Origin of the sequence: Streptomyces nitrosporeus, from assembly GCF_008704555.1 — a bacterium.
Taxonomy (GTDB): Bacteria; Actinomycetota; Actinomycetes; order Streptomycetales; family Streptomycetaceae; genus Streptomyces; species Streptomyces nitrosporeus.
Genome location: NZ_CP023702.1, coordinates 334,664 through 350,848 on the forward strand (window position 1 = coordinate 334,664; position 16,185 = coordinate 350,848).

The 16,185-nt window shown below is 72.7% G+C and carries 10 protein-coding genes and 1 pseudogene; 4 read left to right on the forward strand and 7 right to left on the reverse strand.

The features are described 5' to 3' along the window. The first annotated feature begins 158 nt into the window (after positions 1 to 158). On the forward strand, positions 159 to 656 hold the full coding sequence (locus tag CP967_RS01550; RefSeq protein ID WP_150486176.1) for a DUF5709 domain-containing protein: 498 nt from the start codon (positions 159 to 161) through the stop codon (positions 654 to 656). A gap of 82 nt (positions 657 to 738) precedes the next feature. Here CP967_RS01550 and CP967_RS01555 read toward each other — a convergent pair whose 3' ends face one another. Beyond that, on the reverse strand, positions 739 to 1,659 hold the full coding sequence (locus CP967_RS01555) for an SDR family oxidoreductase (RefSeq protein ID WP_150486177.1): 921 nt from the start codon (positions 1,657 to 1,659) through the stop codon (positions 739 to 741). Between the two features lie 470 nt (positions 1,660 to 2,129). Then, a complete protein-coding gene (locus CP967_RS01560) occupies positions 2,130 to 3,977 on the reverse strand; it encodes an ABC transporter ATP-binding protein (RefSeq protein ID WP_150486178.1) in 1,848 nt (615 codons plus the stop codon). A 745-nt stretch (positions 3,978 to 4,722) separates the two neighbouring features. Here CP967_RS01560 and CP967_RS01570 point away from each other — a divergent pair. Continuing rightward, positions 4,723 to 6,546, forward strand: coding sequence for a thiamine pyrophosphate-requiring protein (locus tag CP967_RS01570; RefSeq protein WP_190175386.1), 1,824 nt, complete (start codon positions 4,723 to 4,725; stop codon positions 6,544 to 6,546). A 102-nt stretch (positions 6,547 to 6,648) separates the two neighbouring features. On the opposite strand, the pseudogene CP967_RS35340 reads toward CP967_RS01570, so the two are convergent. Continuing rightward, positions 6,649 to 6,810, reverse strand: a pseudogene (locus tag CP967_RS35340) (hypothetical protein); the annotation flags it as partial. A 438-nt stretch (positions 6,811 to 7,248) separates the two neighbouring features. On the opposite strand from CP967_RS35340, the gene CP967_RS01575 reads away from it, so the two are divergent. Further along, positions 7,249 to 8,754, forward strand: coding sequence for an aldehyde dehydrogenase family protein (locus CP967_RS01575; RefSeq protein WP_150486180.1), 1,506 nt, complete (start codon positions 7,249 to 7,251; stop codon positions 8,752 to 8,754). 66 nt (positions 8,755 to 8,820) lie between these two features. Here the strand turns inward: CP967_RS01575 and CP967_RS01580 are convergent, their stop codons facing one another. Beyond that, positions 8,821 to 9,447 carry a TetR/AcrR family transcriptional regulator gene (locus CP967_RS01580; RefSeq protein WP_150486181.1) on the reverse strand — a complete coding sequence of 209 codons (627 nt, stop codon included), beginning with the start codon at positions 9,445 to 9,447 and terminating at the stop codon, positions 8,821 to 8,823. A 92-nt stretch (positions 9,448 to 9,539) separates the two neighbouring features. On the opposite strand from CP967_RS01580, the gene CP967_RS01585 reads away from it, so the two are divergent. Next, complete coding sequence (locus tag CP967_RS01585) at positions 9,540 to 10,679, forward strand: acyl-CoA dehydrogenase family protein (RefSeq protein WP_150486182.1); 1,140 nt, start codon at positions 9,540 to 9,542, stop codon at positions 10,677 to 10,679. Between the two features lie 71 nt (positions 10,680 to 10,750). Here the strand turns inward: CP967_RS01585 and CP967_RS01590 are convergent, their stop codons facing one another. The 3 genes from CP967_RS01590 to CP967_RS01600 all read right to left on the reverse strand — a co-directional run bounded on the left by CP967_RS01590 (position 10,751) and on the right by CP967_RS01600 (position 16,170). Beyond that, a complete protein-coding gene (locus CP967_RS01590; RefSeq protein WP_150486183.1) occupies positions 10,751 to 12,571 on the reverse strand; it encodes an AMP-dependent synthetase/ligase in 1,821 nt (606 codons plus the stop codon). A 159-nt stretch (positions 12,572 to 12,730) separates the two neighbouring features. After that, the gene (locus CP967_RS01595) at positions 12,731 to 14,905 is read right to left on the reverse strand and encodes a 3-hydroxyacyl-CoA dehydrogenase NAD-binding domain-containing protein (protein WP_150486184.1); all 2,175 of its coding nucleotides are present in this window, start codon (positions 14,903 to 14,905) and stop codon (positions 12,731 to 12,733) included. 50 nt (positions 14,906 to 14,955) lie between these two features. Then, the gene (locus CP967_RS01600) at positions 14,956 to 16,170 is read right to left on the reverse strand and encodes an acetyl-CoA C-acetyltransferase (RefSeq protein WP_150486185.1); all 1,215 of its coding nucleotides are present in this window, start codon (positions 16,168 to 16,170) and stop codon (positions 14,956 to 14,958) included. Positions 16,171 to 16,185: the final 15 nt, after the last annotated feature.

The following is a 16,185-nucleotide window of genomic DNA, read 5'->3' on the forward strand; positions in this document are numbered from 1 at the left end:
GGCCGTTCCCGGGCCGGGCCCGCCGGCCACCACGGGGAGCGCCCCCTGTTTTTCGGATCATTGACCTGCCGCTCGCCGGGCAGGAGAGCGGCGATGCCGCGCGGCCCCGGGTCCGGGGCGACGAAGGGCGCGGAAACCTGGAGGGAAGGGAGCAGCACATGTCCGGTGAAGGACGCGGTGACGACGTGTACCAGCCCGACGGGTCGGACGTGGACAACCGGCCGACGGACGAGCTCGATCCGGAGAACGTGCTCGACGAGCCCGGTCTCGACGACATCCTGGACACCGGTTACTCCCCGCCGGAGAAGCCGCTGGGTGTGTCCAAGTACGGCACCACGGGTGAGGAGCAGCTCGAGGGCGAGTCCCTGGACCAGCGGATCGCCCAGGAGGTGCCGGAGGACGACCCGCTGCGGGCGGCCGAGGAGAGCGCCGAGGACGGCGACGCCGTGGAGGACGCGGAGCCGGAGGACAACGGGCCGGAGGAGGACGAGGCGGGCGACCGGCGCGCCGGACGTATCGAGGCCGCCGGGGACCCGGTCACCAGCCGGGACAACAGGGTGCTCGGCCGGGACGTGGGCATCGACGGGGGCGCGGCGACGGCGGAGGAAGCCGCGGTCCACGTACAGGACGAGGACGGGGACGACGGCAGGCCCTGACCCGCCGCGCCGGCCTCCCCCGCCCCGTGCCGCCCGGCTGCCCGGCCTCCCCGTACCGCCCCGCTGCCCGGGTGTCCTGTGCTCAGCCGTCCCCGCCGGGGGGACCGTGGCCGGCGGCCCGGCCGCCTTCGCCCAGCAGTCCGGTGGGGCGGCCCTCGTCCGGGTCCGGTCCGCCGAGGACACGGCGGGAGCGGCGGGCGACCAGTCCCGGGGACACGGCGCGGACCAGGCGGGCAGCCGGCAGCCAGCGCTGGGCGTAGACGTACGGCGAACGGTTCTCGATGCCCCGCAGCACCCGTTCGGTACCGGCCTCGACGGGGTGGACCTTGTCGGCCGGCCACGGCAGACGGGACCGCAGCGTGCGGAAGGCGTCCTCGTGGCCGGCCGCCCGGATCATCTCGGTGTCCGTCCAGCTGAGGAAGGCCACCCCCACCCCGACGCCCCGGTGGGCGATCTCCGCGCGCAGGCTCTGCGCGAATGCCTCGGCTCCGGCCTTGGAGGCGCAGTAGGCGGTCATCAGGGGGGCCGGGGCCAGGGCGGCGAGCGAGGCGATCTGGAGGAAGTAGCCGCGGGTGCGTTCGAGGCCGGGCAGGAACGCTCGCGCCGTGTTCGCGCTGCCGACGAGGTTGACGTCGACCACCCGGCGCCAGACGTCCGGGGCCTCGCGCTCGAAGGCGCCGCCCGTCGCCACACCGGCGTTGGCCACCACGACGGACGGCGGGCCCAGCCGTTCCTCGATCCGTGCCGCGACCCGGGCCATCGCCCGGTGGTCGGTGGTGTCGGCGGTGTACGGGACCGCTTCGAAGGGCAGCGACCGGGCGGTCTCCGCCAGCCGGTCCTCCTCCAGGCCCACCAGCGCGACGCGTGTCCCCCGCTCGGCGAGTCCCAGCGCGAGGGACGCCCCGATGCCCCGGGCCGCACCCGTCACCACGGCGGTCCGGCCGCGCAGCGGCGAGACCCGCGCGCGGTGCGGGAAACCGGAAAGAACGCGGCCGTCCGCCATGGTGTCCCGCCTGCCTCCCGGTCGGGGGCGGGGGGCTGTCCGGCGTGTTCCCGGACGCCGGGTAGTCCCGGCCCGCTCCTACCGCCCTTGTTCGCCTTTGTCACCTTTTACCGCCGTTCGATCGTATCGGGGGCGGGCCCGTGCCGCCCCTTCGCGGACCCGCCGTCCGCCGGTCCAGACCCGCCGTCCACCGGTCCGGACCCGCCGTCCGCCGGTCCGGATCCGCGGGGCGTACCCGCTGCGCGGAGGATCGGCTGCGGGGCCCTGTGCGCGGGTCCGCGCGGAAACGGGCGGGGCCCCGGGGTACGGACCCCACGTGTCCTGACGCCCCGGGCCGCGACCGACCGACCGAGACCCTCATGGACAGCACTCTGCCTCGTGGACGGCTTCGCCACCCCGGGGCCGCGCCACTTCCGGGCCCGCCCGGCCACCGCGTCTCCCGGTGGCCACCCCGGGCCCGGCCGCCGGGTTCAGCGCAGTTCGGCCCCCGCGGCGGTCCCGTCGAGGAGGCCGCCCGGACCGGATTCGTCGAGGAAGCCGCCCGACTGGTGCTGCCAGAGCCTGGCGTAGGCGCCGTCCGCGGTGAGCAGTTCCTGGTGGGTGCCCTGTTCGACGATCCTGCCCCGGTCGAGGACGACGAGCTGGTCCATGGTGGCGACGGTGCTCAGCCTGTGGGCCACCACCAGAGCCGTCCGCCCCTCCATGAGCCGCCACAGGGCGTCCTGGACCAGGATCTCGCTCTCGGAGTCCAGGGCGCTGGTCGCCTCGTCGAGAAGCAGGACCGGTGCGTCACGCAGGATGGCGCGGGCGAGGGCGACCCGTTGCCGCTGGCCGCCGGAGAGCTTCACCCCGCGCTCGCCCACCATGGTGTCGAAGCCGGCGGGGAGGGCGTCGGCGAACTCCGTGACGTGCGCGGCCTCGGCCGCGCGGCGGATCTCGGCCTCGGTGGCGCCGGGCCGGGCGAACGCGATGTTCTCCCTCAGCGTGCGGTGGAACATCGCCGGATCCTGCGGCACGTACGCGATCATGCCGCGCAGGTCGGCCCGGCGCAGTCTGCTGATGTCCTGGCCTCCGATCAGGATTCGGCCGGCCTCGATGTCGGCCATGCGCAGCAGCAGCCGGGTGAGGGTGGTCTTGCCGCCGCCGGACCTGCCGACGAGACCGATCTTCGTCCCGCCGGGCACGGCCAGGTCGAGCCCCTCGAAGAGCGGCGGCGCGCCCGTGTGGGCGAAGGTCACCTTCTCGAAGCGGACGTCGGAACCGTCGGGCCGCAGCGGTTCGGGCGACGGGGGGTCGAGCACGGTGGGGGGTTCCAGCAGCAGGTCGGTGAACTGCGCGGCCTCCGTCATCGAGCTCTCCAGCCGGCGGTAGATCTGGTTGAACTCGAACATGATCCGTGTGGCGTTGGCGTAGTAGGTGAAGGCGACGATGACCGCCTCCACCCCCAGCTCTCCCCCGGCGAGCGAGACGGCCAGCAGCAGGCCCACCACGTTGGTCAGTACGGACAGCGGCGCGACCAGGGTGTCGATGCGGAGGTTGCCGTAGTCCCACGACCGCAGGATCAGCCGGCGCGACTCCGCGACACGTGTCCGGTGCTCGGCGGCCTCGCGTTCCTCCGCGGCGAACGCCTGGACCGTCTCCATGTTCATCAGGGTGTCGGCGACGTGGCCGGAGACCCGGGCGACGGCCCGTTCGCGCCCGGCGACGAGCGCCTGGCGGCGCCGGATCAGGGGTGTCACCACCAGTGCCGTGAGCCCGATCAGGGTCAGCAGTCCGGCCACGAGCAGCGGGTCGTACTGCCACAGCACCACCGAGGCGAACACCAGCGGCACGAAGTTGCCCATGACCGAGAAGGTCAGTGTGTCGACGAACTGCTCGAAGCGGGAGGCGAAGCTGGACACCCGCTTGGTCAGCGACCCGGCGAAGTTGTCGTGGAAGAAGGCCGAGTCCTTCGCGATGAGCTCGTCCATGCCGATGACGTACAGGTGCTCGATGCCGCGGGCGTCGAGGCGGTTGAGGCAGTGCAGCCCGACGCGCCAGAGCAGTTCGGAGAACAGCAGGACGCCGGCGAAGCCCAGGACGTGGGGCAGCATCGCCCCGGCGCCGCCGGTGGAGCCTTCGTCCCCGGCGATCTCGCCGACCAGCTTCGCGACGATCAGGGGCGCGATGTAGTGGAGTCCGATGTTGCCCAGCGCCGGCAGCAGCATCGCGGGCGCGGTCAGCCATCGCTGCCGGGTCAGTTCCCGTCCGTAGTAGCGGAGTGCGAGGAGTACCGAGCCCTTGCCCGGCGTGCCTTCGCTCGTTTCGATCGATCCCATCGCGACCCGTTTCGTCCCGGCGGCAGGTGAGCAGACGGAGTGTCCCGCGCCGGACACGACGGGGTCCAAGGGTTTTTGTCCAGTTTTCCGCCCTCGGCGCCGGTTTCGCGCGGGGCGCCCCTCGCCGCGCGGCCGGGCCCGGTGCCCCCGCCGCGCCCCCTGGTCCGCCGCCACGCACCGGCCCGCCGCCCCCGGCGCCGGTCCGGCCGGTCCCGGACCACCGGGGCGGTTTTGGCCGGATCCCGGCGCCCCGCAGCCGCAGGAGAGCCTGTGCGGCCCGCCCCTCGCCGGGCGGGTGTTTCTCCGCCGGCTCAGCGGCAAGGCGGCGGTCAGGATGCCCGTGAGGCATACATGCGGTTGTGTGCCTGTAGGGGCCCGGGGCCCGCGCTCGTCGCGAGGGTCCGGCGAAGGGCCTTCCGCCGTTCCGGCGGAGGGTGTGAGAGAGGCGGACCGGTGGGATCCGTGTCGGAGCCGGGGAGCGGCGGGACACCCGCCATCCGGAGGAGGGCACCGGCCTCCCCGCGGGACGCGCGCCTGGTCACCGCCGCCGTGGCCGCGCTCACCTGCGCGGGGGCCGGTACGGCGTACGTCCTGCCGCGGCGGGCGGGCCGCACATGAGGCGGCCGCGGGGCGGCGGGCCGTGCGCCGCCCGTCCCGCGGCCGGGCCGCCGGGCCCTGTCCCCGGCGGACGGATGGCACCACGGACCGCGGCACGCGGACCGTCGGCCGAGACGAGAGGAATCCCATGTCGATGAAGGTGTCCGACTACGTACTGCAGCGGCTGCGCGAGTGGGAGGTGGACCATGTGTTCGCCTACGCGGGCGACGGCATCAACGGACTGCTCGCCGCGTGGGGCCGCGCGGAGAACAAACCGGTGTTCGTGCAGGCCCGGCACGAGGAGATGGCCGCGTTCGAGGCCGTGGGCTACGCGAAGTTCTCCGGGAAGGTCGGGGTCTGCGCGGCGACCTCGGGCCCCGGGGCCATCCATCTCCTCAACGGCCTGTACGACGCCAAGCTGGACCACGTGCCCGTGGTGGCGATCGTCGGGCAGACCAACCGCAGCGCCATGGGCGGCTCCTACCAGCAGGAGGTCGACCTGCTGAGTCTGTACAAGGACGTGGCGTCCGACTTCTGCGAGATGGTGACCGTCCCCGAGCAGCTGCCCAACGTCATCGACCGGGCCGTCCGCACCGCCTACGGGCGGCGGACGGTGACGGCCGTCATCATCCCCGCCGACGTCCAGGAGCTGGACTACACACCGCCCGCCCACGCCTTCAAGATGGTGCCCTCCAGCCTCGGCATGCCCTCGTACACGCCGGTGCCCGGGGAAGCGGACCTCGTCCGTGCGGCGGAGGTGCTGAACGCGGGCGAGAAGGTCGCCGTCCTGATCGGGCAGGGCGCCCGCGGTGCCCGGGCCGAGGTCGAGGAGACCGCGGACGTCCTCGCCGCCGGAGTCGCCAAGGCCCTTCTCGGCAAGGACGCCCTGCCCGACGACCTGCCCTACGTCACCGGGTCGATCGGACTGCTGGGGACCCGGCCCTCCTACGAGCTGATGACGGACTGCGACACGCTCCTCGTGGTGGGTTCCGGCTTCCCCTACAGCCAGTTCCTGCCGGAGTTCGGGCAGGCCCGCGCCGTCCAGATCGACATCGACCCGCACAACATCGGGATGCGCTACCCCTTCGAGGTCAACCTCGTGGGTGACGCGAAGGCGACGCTCCGGGCGCTCCTGCCGCGGCTGAAGCGGAAGAAGCACGCCGCCTGGCGGAAGAAGATCGAGAAGGACACCGCCCGCTGGTGGGAGGTCATGGAGCGGCGGGCCGCCGTCGAGGCCGACCCGGTCAACCCCGAGTACGTGGTGCACACCCTGGACGCGCTGCTGCCCGAGGACGTGATCCTGGCCGCCGACTCCGGGTCCGCCGCCAACTGGTACGCCCGGCACCTGCGGATGCGCGGGACGATGCGCGGCTCCCTGTCGGGCACGCTCGCCACGATGGGCCCCGGCGTGCCGTACGTCATCGGCGCGAAGTTCGCCCACCCGGGGCGGCCCGCCCTGGCGATCGTCGGGGACGGCGCCATGCAGATGAACGGCATGGCCGAACTCATCACCGCGTCCAAGTACTGGCGGGAGTGGCAGGACCCCCGGATGATCGTCGCCGTACTGAACAACCAGGACCTCAACCAGGTCACCTGGGAGATGCGCGCCATGTCCGGCGCCCCCCAGTTCCTGCCCTCGCAGGCGCTGCCGGACGTGCCCTACGCCGACTTCGCCCGTTCCATCGGGCTCGGCGGTGTACGGGTGGAGAGGCCCGAGCAGGTGGAGGCCGCCTGGCGGCAGGCCCTCTCGGCCGACCGGCCCTTCGTGATCGACTTCCGTACCGACCCGGCCGTACCGCCCATCCCGCCGCACGCCACCCGGGAGCAGGCCGAGGCGGTGGTGTCCGCCCTCGTGAAGGGGGACAGCGACCGCGGTGACGTCGTCAAGCAGGGGTTCAAGGCGAAGGTGCAGGAGTTCCTCCCCGGGCACCGGCGGGACGACGACCCCCCGGGCCCGCAGAGGAAGAAGTGACGGCGGCGGCCGCACCGGCGGCAGAGCCCCTGGCCGGCGCGGTCGGGTCTGCAAGGGCACGACCGCGCCGGCGAACCCCGTGAAGGCCGGGGTGGCGAACAGCGGCATCGTGATCATGCCGTGCACCGTGAACAGCTGGTTGTACCGCTCGGGGGAGACGATCCACATGCCCGGCCGGGCCGGTCCGGCGCGCATCACCCTCGCCGGCAGGCCGGCGGACAGGAGAAACCCGGACGCGGTGACCAGGTGCGTGTTGCCGATCACCGTGTGATCGGTGGTGGACAAGGAGGTTCAGGTGCTTCGCCCCCTGTCCGGCCCGCCGTTCCGCCCGCCCCCGCACTCCGGGCGGCCGTTCCCCGGAATGGCGGGGGCGCGCCGGGGCGGGGGCGGGGAGGCGCCGGTGGCCGGCCCGGCTCGTCAACCTCTTTACGGTGCACGGGGGTTTGGGGCGGTTACGGGTACAGGGGTACCGCGGTGGCGCCTCCTCCCCTCCGTCCCGTCCGGAGTATTGACGCGCGATGATACAAGTCAATAGTTTTTGTATCTTCGACTCGCACGGGGTGTTCCCCATGAGAACCGGAACAGCGGGCGCCGCCACGTCCCGCTCCGAAGCGGGCCGCACGCGCGGGGAACGGGGCGCCCCCGGAACGGGCCTTCGCCCCGGCGTGGCCGTCCACCCCCGTGTCCCCCTCTGGAGGCCCGATGACCGACACCACCCCGGCCGCCGCACCGCGTGCGGCGGCCTTCACCACGCGCTCCCCCGCGACCGGCGAGCCGATCGCCGAACACCCGGTGGACGGGCCCGAGGAGGTCTCCCGCGCCGTGGCCCGGGCCCGGACCGCCCAGGCCGGCTGGGCGGCGCTGCCCGCGTCCGGGCGCCGCGACCTGCTGCTGCGCTGGAAGAAGGCCCTCGCCACCGAGCTGGACACCGTGGCCCGCACCATCGCCGAGGAGACCGGCAAGCCGGCCGGTGACGCCGCGCTGGAAGTCGTACTGACGCTGGAACACCTGGGCTGGGCCGCCCGCAACGCCGGACGTGTGCTGCGTGGGCGGAGGGTGGGCACCGGACTGTTCACCGTCCATCAGCGGGCCTCGCTGGTGCACCGGCCGCTGGGTGTGGTCGGCGTGATCGGCCCCTGGAACTACCCCCTGTACACCCCGATGGGCTCCGTCGGTTACGCCCTGGCCGCGGGGAACGGCGTCGTCCTCAAGCCGTCCGAGCTGACCCCGGGCACCGGGGTCCTGCTCGCCGGGCTCTTCGGCTCCGCCGTGCCCGGTCACGCCGGGCTGCTCACCACCGTCACCGGTGCGGCGTCCACCGGGGACGCCCTGGCCCGGTCCGGAGTCGACAAGCTGGCGTTCACCGGTTCGCCGGGGACGGCCCGCAAGGTGATGGCGGTGTGCGCCGAGACGCTGACCCCGTTCCTCGCCGAGTGCGGCGGGAAGGACGCGGTGATCGTCACCGCGGACGCGGACCTGGACGCGGCCGCCGACGCGATCGTGTGGGGTGCGCTGAGCAACGCCGGGCAGACCTGCGCGGGGGTGGAGCGCGTCTACGCGGTACGGGAGATCCACGCGGCGCTGTGCGAACGGGTGGTCGAGCGGGCCGGGGCGCTGCGCCCGGGTGCCGGGGCGGACGCCGCCTACGGCCCGATGACCCTGCCGGGCCAGGTCTCGGTCGTCGAGCGGCATGTGGCCGGCGCGGTCGCGGCGGGGGCGAAGGCCCTGCTGGGCGGGCCCGGATCGGTCCGTGCCCCGTACGTCGCACCGGTCGTGCTGACGGACGTACCGGAGGACTGCGCGGCGATGACGGAGGAGACCTTCGGGCCGGTCGTGGTGATCAACCCGGTGGCCGGCGTGGACGAGGCGGTGGAGCGGGCCAACGCCTCTCGTTACGCCCTGGGGGCCGCGGTGTTCTGCCGTGGCGGGCGCGCCGGCGGGGCGATCGCGGCGCGGCTGCGCGCGGGGGCGGTCTCGGTGAACTCGGTACTGGGCTTCGCCGCGGTGCCGGCGCTGCCGTTCGGCGGTTCGCGGGACTCCGGCTTCGGGCGGATCCACGGCGAGGAGGGGCTGCGCGCCTTCACCTCCGTGCAGTCCACGACGGTGCAGCGGTTCACTCCGCCGATCGCGCTGACCTCCTTCGCGGTTCCGGCCGCCACGCGGGAGCGCGCGGTGCGCCTCGCCCGGGCCCTGCACCGGCGCCGCTGAACGGCCGGGCGGTCAGGGCGGTTCGAGCGGCCAGAGTAGTCAGGTCGGTCAGAGCGGTCAGGGCGGTCAGGCGTCCAGCAGGGGGGCCAGGTAGCGGCGGGCGAAGGCCCGGACCTCGTCCTCGTCGTCCATCTCGATGCAGCCGACGGGGTTGAGCAGGAAGGACACGGCGACGCGCACCATGAGTTCGGCGACCGGCTGCGGGTCCTCGCCGGGGCGGCCCTCGGTCTGCTGGGCGCGGCGCAGATGGCCCGTCAGATAGGTGACGGTGGCGGAGAGCGAGGAGCCGCCCTGCACCGTCAGGTAGGGCAGCACGAGTTCGGGTTCGAGGCGCAGCAGGCCGCCGAAGAGCGGATGGGCGCGGGTGTGGCGCAGGGCGACCACGAAGCCCTCGACGACCCGTTCCTCCATGGTCGGCAGCGCCGCCACCGTCGCGTCGAGCCGCCGGAAGAACCGGCTGTTCTCGCGCAGCAGGACGGCCTCGACCAGCTTGTCCTTGGAGCGGAAGCGCCGGAAGACGGTGACGCGGGAGACACCGGCCCGTCTGGCGACGTCGTCCACGGAGGAGCGGCGCAGGCCCAGGAGGGTGAACTGCTCCAGCGCGCCGTCCAGGATCCGCCGTGCCGTACGGTCCGTCGCCTCCGACCGGGCGACGGCCTGGGCGAGCCAGGCGTCGTTCGTATCCGTTCCCATGGCGCTCCTCACGATACCGGCGGACCTCTCCCCGGGAGACGATGAAACATTTAGCATATCTTCGTAACAAGATACGGACTCTGGAGGACCTGATGGGCAGTCGCCTCACCGAAGAACAGGCCGATTTCGTCGCGGCCGTCCGTGATTTCGCCAAGCGCGAGTGCGGCACCCGGGAGCAGCGCGACGCGCTGACCGGGGGCGGCCGCGAGGCCCACCACCCCGGGCTGTACGGCAGGCTCGCCGCTCTGGGCTGGCTCGGGGTGTGCCTGCCCGAGGAGTACGGGGGCTCCGGAGGCGGGCTGGCCGACGCCTGCCTCTTCCTGGAGGAGACCTCGTACGGGATGGTCCCGGCCGGGGGGTTCATCACCACCGTCATCGCCGCGAAGGCGTACGAGAAGTTCGGCACCGAACGGCAGCGGCAGGAGGTGCTGTCCGGTGTCGTACGCGGTGAGGTGCTGTCCATCGCCATGTCGGAGCCGGGGGCCGGGTCGGACGTCGGGGCGCTGCGCTGCCGGGCCCGGCGGGAGGAGGACGGCACCTGGGTGGTCGACGGCCAGAAGACCTGGATCTCCAACGCGCACTGCGCGCGGCACATCCTGCTGGTGGCCCGCACCGGTGAGGACAAGCACGGCGGCCTGACCATGTTCCATCTGCCCGCCGGCACCCCGGGGGTGGAGATACGGCGCATCGACACCATGGGCGGCCGGGAGGTCAACGACGTCTTCCTCACCGGTGTGCGGCTGCCCGCGGACGCGGTCGTCGGCCGGGTGGACGACGGCTGGCGGCAGCTGATGGCCGGGCTGAACCACGAGCGGCTCTTCCTGGCCGCGAACATGCTGGGGCTGGCGCGCCGCGCTTTCGACGACACGGTCTCCTACGTCCGCGAGCGGGAGCAGTTCGGCCGGCCGGTCGGCTCCTTCCAGGCGCTGCGGCACCGGATCGCCGATCTCGCCACCGAGATCGAGTGCACCCGGCTGCTGGTACGCGAGGTGGCCCTGGACTGTGACGCGCGCCCGGACAGGCTGTTCCCGCGCGAGGCCTCGATGGCCAAGCTGAAGGCGACCGAGACCGCCAAGCGGGCCGCCCTGGAGGGCATGCAGATGATGGGCGGTTACGGCTACACCACGGAGTTCGACATGGAGCGCCATCTGCGGGCCGCGGTGGTCTCCACCGTCTACGGGGGGACCAGCGAGATCCAGCGGGACGTCATCGGCAAGACCTACGGCCTCTGAGAGGCCGGGGACGCGGCAGGGCGGCCGTTCCGGGGGTGGAACGGCCGCCCTGCCGCGCGGGAGGGGCCTTCTCAGTCCTGGTAGAGCTTGGACAGCGAGTCGGCGTACTTGTCCCGGATGACCCGGCGCCGCATCTTCAGCGAGGGCGTCAGTTCGCCGGTCGCCGGGCCCCACTCCTCGGTCAGCAGCTCGTACCGCTTGATCTGCTCGGTGCGGTTGAGCCGGGAGTTGGCCGCGGCGACCGCCCGGTCCACCTCGGCCCGGACCGCGGGGTGGTCCACCAGCCCGGCCGCTCCCCCCTCCGCCCCGAGGCCGTTGGCCGCCGCCCAGGCGGGGGCGGCCTCCGCGTCGAGCACCAGCAGGGCGACCAGGTAGGAGCGGTTGTCGCCGTGCACCATCGCCTGGCCGATCAGCGGGTGCTCCTTGAGCGTGTTCTCCACCAGGGCCGGTGAGACGTTCTTGCCGGTGGAGGTGATGATCATCTCCTTCTTCCGGTCGGTGAGCCAGAGGTAACCGTCCTCGTCCGTCCGGCCGATGTCACCGGTGGCCAGCCAGCCGTCGGCGTCCAGGGCGGACCGCACCGAGCCGTCCGGCTGGAGGTAGCCGGAGAAGACGGAGGCGCCCCGCACCAGGATCTCGCCGTCCTCGGCGACACGGACCTCCACGGACTCGACCGGGCGTCCCACCGAACCGATCCGGAAGCCGGCCCGGGGGCTGTTGCTGGTGGCCACACCGGTGGTCTCGGTCAGCCCCCAGGCGTCCATGATGACGATGCCGAAACCGGCCCAGAACCTCACCACGTCGACCGGCATCGGCGCCGACGCGCTGGCCGACCAGGTCACCCGGTCCAGTCCGCCCGCGGCCAGGATCGGCAGCAGCACGTCCTCGCGGGCGCGGGTGTAGCGCTCCTCCAGTCCGGCGGGCGGCTTCTCGCCCCGCTCGCGGTACCCGACGTGCTCGCGGGCGACCTCGGACGCCCGGTCGATGATCTCCCTCTGCTCGGCCGGCATCAGCGAGAGGACGGCCCGTACGGCGGTGGACAGCTTCTCCCAGATCCTCGGCACTCCGAAGAACTGCGCGGGGCGCACCTTGCGCACCACGGCGGCGACGCCCGTCGGGTCGGCGCAGAGATAGACGTGCGAGGCCCGGTGGCAGGGCAGGTAGATACCCAGCATCCGCTCGGCGATGTGGGCGAAGGGCAGGTAGCAGATGTGCTCGACGTGCGGGGGCAGCTCCACCACGGCGTCCAGCGCCAGGGCGTTGGACATCACCTGACGGTGGGTCAGGACGACGCCCTTGGGTTCGCCGGTGGTGCCCGAGGTGTAGACGACGGTCAGCGGGTCCTCGGGGCGGGCGGCGTCCAGCTCCCCGGTGAACCGCTCCGGCACCGGTTCGCGGAGCAGGGCGGCGTACGGGAAGTGGCTGCCCTCCGCGCCCTCCCGCACCACCACCAGGCGTTCCAGCGGGGTGTCCGCGTCGGCCGTCAGCGGCTCCCACACCGCCACCTGGGCCGCGGTCTCCACCACGGCGAGGCGGGCCCGGCAGTTACGGGCGATGTGGGTGATCTGTTCGGGGGCCGCGGTGCCGTAGACGCTGACCGGGACCGCGCCGAGGCGGACCAGCGCCAGGTCGGACAGCCAGTGCTCGGGACGGTTGGACATCAGCAGCAGCACGTGGTCGCCACGGCCGACACCGAGGGCCGCGTAGCCGGCGGCGAGGCTTCGGGTGTGCTCGTGGATCTCCGCCCAGCTGAGGGTCGTCCAGTCGCCGTCCGGGTCCGCCGCCCGCCACGAGAGCCCGGGGAGCCCGGGGTACTCGCGGGCGTTGCGGGCCAGCAGCTGCGGCAGGGTCCGGTCGGCCGGGGCGTCGGTGGTGCGGGGTCCTGCTGTCATCGGGGCCTCCTTGCGGGTCGGAAGGGAACGTCCGGGGAGGCCGGGGCGGTGGGGACGCCCCGGCGGGGGTGCCGGGTCGGGCTCGGTGGCCGCCGGTGGGGCCGGCCTGTTCCCGGGGCGCGGTTTCCGAGCCGGAAGAGCCCCGGCCCCGGGGGCGGTTCAGGAGTCGGTGAAGGTCTCGCCCCGCTCGGCCTTCTCCACCAGCAGCGGCGGCGGCAGGAAGCGGTCGCCGTGCTTCCCGGCCAGTTCCCGCGCGCGGGCCACGAAGCCGGGCAGTCCGCCCTCGTAGCCGTTGACGTACTGGAGGACGCCGCCGGTCCACGGGGGGAAGCCGATGCCGAGCAGCGAGCCGATGTTGGCGTCCGCGACCGAGGCCAGCACGCCCTCCTCCAGGCAGCGCACCGCGTCCAGCGCCTCGACGAAGAGCATCCGCTCCGCCGCCTCGGCCAGGTCGGCGGGCTGCTTCGCGGGATCCGTGAAGTGCTCCCGCAGCCCCGGCCAGAGCCCGGCGCGCCTGCCGTCCACGTAGTCGTAGAAGCCCGCTCCCCCGCTGCGGCCGGGGCGGCCGAACTCGTCGATCATGCGGTCCACCACGGCGTCCGCCGGGTGCGGTTCCCAGCCGTGGCCCGCCTCCTCGGCCGCGCGGCGGGTCTCCTCGCGGATCCTGCGCGGGAGGGTGAGGGTGAGTTCGTCCATCAGGCTGAGGACCTTGGCGGGGTAGCCGGCCTGGGCGGCGGCCTGTTCGACGGAGGCCGGGTCGATGCCCTCGCCGACCATGGCGACGCCCTCGTCGATGAAGCGGCCGATGACGCGGGAGGTGAAGAAACCGCGGGAGTCGTTGACGACGATCGGCGTCTTACGGATCTGCCGGACCAGGTCGAAGGCGCGCGCCGTCGCCTCCCGGCCCGTCTTCTCGCCCTTGACGATCTCCACCAGGGGCATCTTGTCGACCGGTGAGAAGAAGTGCAGGCCGATGAAGTCGGCCTGCCGCTCGACGCCTTCGGCGAGGACGGTGATGGGCAGGGTGGAGGTGTTGGAGCACAGCAGCGCGTCCGGGGCGAGGACTTCCTGGACCTCCTGGAACACCTTGTGCTTGAGAGCGGTGTCCTCGAAGACCGCCTCGATCACCACGTCGCAGCCGGCCAGGTCCTGGACGTCGGCGGTGGGGGTGATACGGGCCAGCAGGGCGTCCGCCTCCTCCTGCGTCGAGCCGCCGCGCGCGACGGCCTTCGCACACAGCTTCTCGGAGTAGGCCCTGCCCTTCTCCGCCGCCTGGAGGGAGACGTCCTTCAGCGCGACGTCGATGCCCGCCGCGGCGCAGGAGTAGGCGATACCGGCGCCCATCATCCCGGCGCCGAGCACGGCGGCCTTGCGGACCGGCCGCTCCTCGGCACCGGCCGGGCGGCCGGCACCGGAGTTGACGGCCTGGAGGTCGAAGAAGAACGCCTGGATCATGTTCTTGGTGATCTGCCCGGTCACCAGTTCCGTCAGGTAACCGGCCTCCACCACGAAGGCGGTGTCCACGTCGACCTGGGCGCTCTCCACTGCGGCGGCGAGGATGTTGCGCGGGGCCGGGCAGGGGGCACCGCCCGTCTTCTTCTTCAGCAACGCGGGAAGGGAAGGAAGCTGCGCGGCCAGTCCCGGGTCCGAGGGGGTGCCGCCGGGGATGCGATAGCCCTTGGCGTCCCAGGGCTGACGGGATTCGGGGTGGGCGTCGACGAACACCCGCGCCCTGGCCAGGAGGTCGTCCGGACCGGTGGCGATCTCGTCGACCAGGCCGGCTTCCAGGGCGCGCGCCGGCTCGTACCGGGTCCCTTCCAGGAGTACTTTCCGCAGGGCCTCCACCACACCGAACATGCGGACGGTACGGGTCACTCCCCCGCCGCCGGGCAGCAGGCCGAGGGTGACTTCGGGAAGCCCGACGCGGGCGGCCGGGCTGTCCAGCACCACACGGTGGTGGCAGGCCAGGGCGATCTCGTAACCGCCGCCGAGTGCGGCGCCGTTGATCGCGGCGACGACCGGTTTGCCGAGGGTCTCGATACGGCGCAGGGCGCGCTTGACGCGCATCCCGGCCTCGAAGGAGGCCCCGGCGGTCCCAGGCGTGACGGAGATCAGGTCGTGCAGGTCGCCGCCGGCGAAGAAGCTCTTCTTCGCGGAGGTGACGATGACGCCCCTGATGCCGTCGCGGTGTTCCGCCAGTCTCGCCGCGACGTCGTCCAGCGAGTCGATGAACGCGGCGTTCATGGTGTTGGCGGATTGTGCGGGGTCGTCCAGGACGAGGGTGACGATGCCGGTCTCGTCCTGTTCCCAGCGGATGGTGGTGCTCTCGGTCATGGGTCTTCTCCGTAAACGGGGTCCGGGAGGGATGGCGTGAGCGGGACGGGTCAGAGACGCTCGACGACGGTGGCGATGCCCATACCGCCGCCGACACACAGGGTCGCCAGCCCGTAACGCTTGTCCCGGCGTTCGAGCTCGTCGACGAGAGTCCCCAGGATCATCGCGCCGGTCGCCCCGAGAGGATGCCCCATCGCGATGGCACCACCATTGACATTCACCTTGTCCAGACTCAGCCCCATCTCCCGCACGAAACGCAGGACCACCCCGGCGAAAGCCTCGTTGATCTCCACCAGATCGATGTCCCCGATGCCCAGCCCCGCCCTGGCCAACGCCTTACGCGTCGCCGGAGCCGGACCCGTGAGCATGATCGTGGGCTCCGAACCCGACACCGCCGCGGAAACGATCCGCGCCCGCGCCCTCAGCCCGTACCGCTCACCGACCTCCCCGCTCCCCACCACCACCAGCGCCGCCCCGTCCACGATCCCCGACGAGTTACCCGCATGATGGACATGATCGATCTTCTCCACCCAGTGATACTTCTGCAGCGCCACCGCGTCGAACCCGCCCATCTCCCCCACCGCGGCGAACGACGGCCTGAGCCCGGCCAGCGAATCCGCCGTCGTCCCCGGACGCATGTGCTCATCCCGGTCCAGCACCAGCAACCCGTTACGGTCACGCACCGCAACCACCGAACGGGCGAACCGCCCCTCCTTCCACGCCACCGCCGCCCGCTCCTGCGACAACGCCGCGTACTCATCCACATCACGCCGCGAGAAACCCTCCACCGTCGCGATCAGATCCGCACCGACCCCCTGCGGCGCGAAACCCGTCTCGAAACTCGTCATCGGATCCATCGCCCAGGCACCCCCGTCACTGCCCATCGGGACCCGCGACATCGACTCCACACCCCCCGCCAGGACCAGGTCCTCCCACCCCGAACGCACCTTCGCCGCCGCCAGGTTCACCGCCTCCAGACCCGACGCGCAGAAGCGGTTCTCCTGCACCCCCGCCACCGAATTCGGCAGACCCGCCGCGAGCGCGGCGATACGGGCGATGTCGGAACCCTGGTCACCCAGCGGACTGACCACACCCAGCACGACATCGTCGACCGCCGCCGGATCCAGATCCGGGAAACGCCGGAGAACCTCATGGATCAGACCGACGACCAGATCGATCGGCTTCGTACCGTGCAAAGCCCCATCGGCCTTGCCACGGCCACGCGGGGTACGGATCGCGTCGTAGACATACGCTTCGGTGCTCAAGACAGCAGCCTTTCG

Excerpts from the sequence above, each read along its gene's own strand:
- CP967_RS01580 (WP_150486181.1), bottom strand. The coding sequence starts at position 9,447 with ATGGGAACGGATACGAACGACGCCTGGCTCGCCCAGGCCGTCGCCCGG.
- CP967_RS01560 (WP_150486178.1), bottom strand. The coding sequence starts at position 3,977 with ATGGGATCGATCGAAACGAGCGAAGGCACGCCGGGCAAGGGCTCGGTA.
- CP967_RS01555 (WP_150486177.1), bottom strand. The coding sequence starts at position 1,659 with ATGGCGGACGGCCGCGTTCTTTCCGGTTTCCCGCACCGCGCGCGGGTC.
- CP967_RS01550 (WP_150486176.1), top strand. The coding sequence starts at position 159 with ATGTCCGGTGAAGGACGCGGTGACGACGTGTACCAGCCCGACGGGTCG.
- CP967_RS01575 (WP_150486180.1), top strand. The coding sequence starts at position 7,249 with ATGACCGACACCACCCCGGCCGCCGCACCGCGTGCGGCGGCCTTCACC.
- CP967_RS01590 (WP_150486183.1), bottom strand. The coding sequence starts at position 12,571 with ATGACAGCAGGACCCCGCACCACCGACGCCCCGGCCGACCGGACCCTG.
- CP967_RS01585 (WP_150486182.1), top strand. The coding sequence starts at position 9,540 with ATGGGCAGTCGCCTCACCGAAGAACAGGCCGATTTCGTCGCGGCCGTC.
- CP967_RS01570 (WP_190175386.1), top strand. The coding sequence starts at position 4,723 with ATGTCGATGAAGGTGTCCGACTACGTACTGCAGCGGCTGCGCGAGTGG.
- CP967_RS01595 (WP_150486184.1), bottom strand. The coding sequence starts at position 14,905 with ATGACCGAGAGCACCACCATCCGCTGGGAACAGGACGAGACCGGCATC.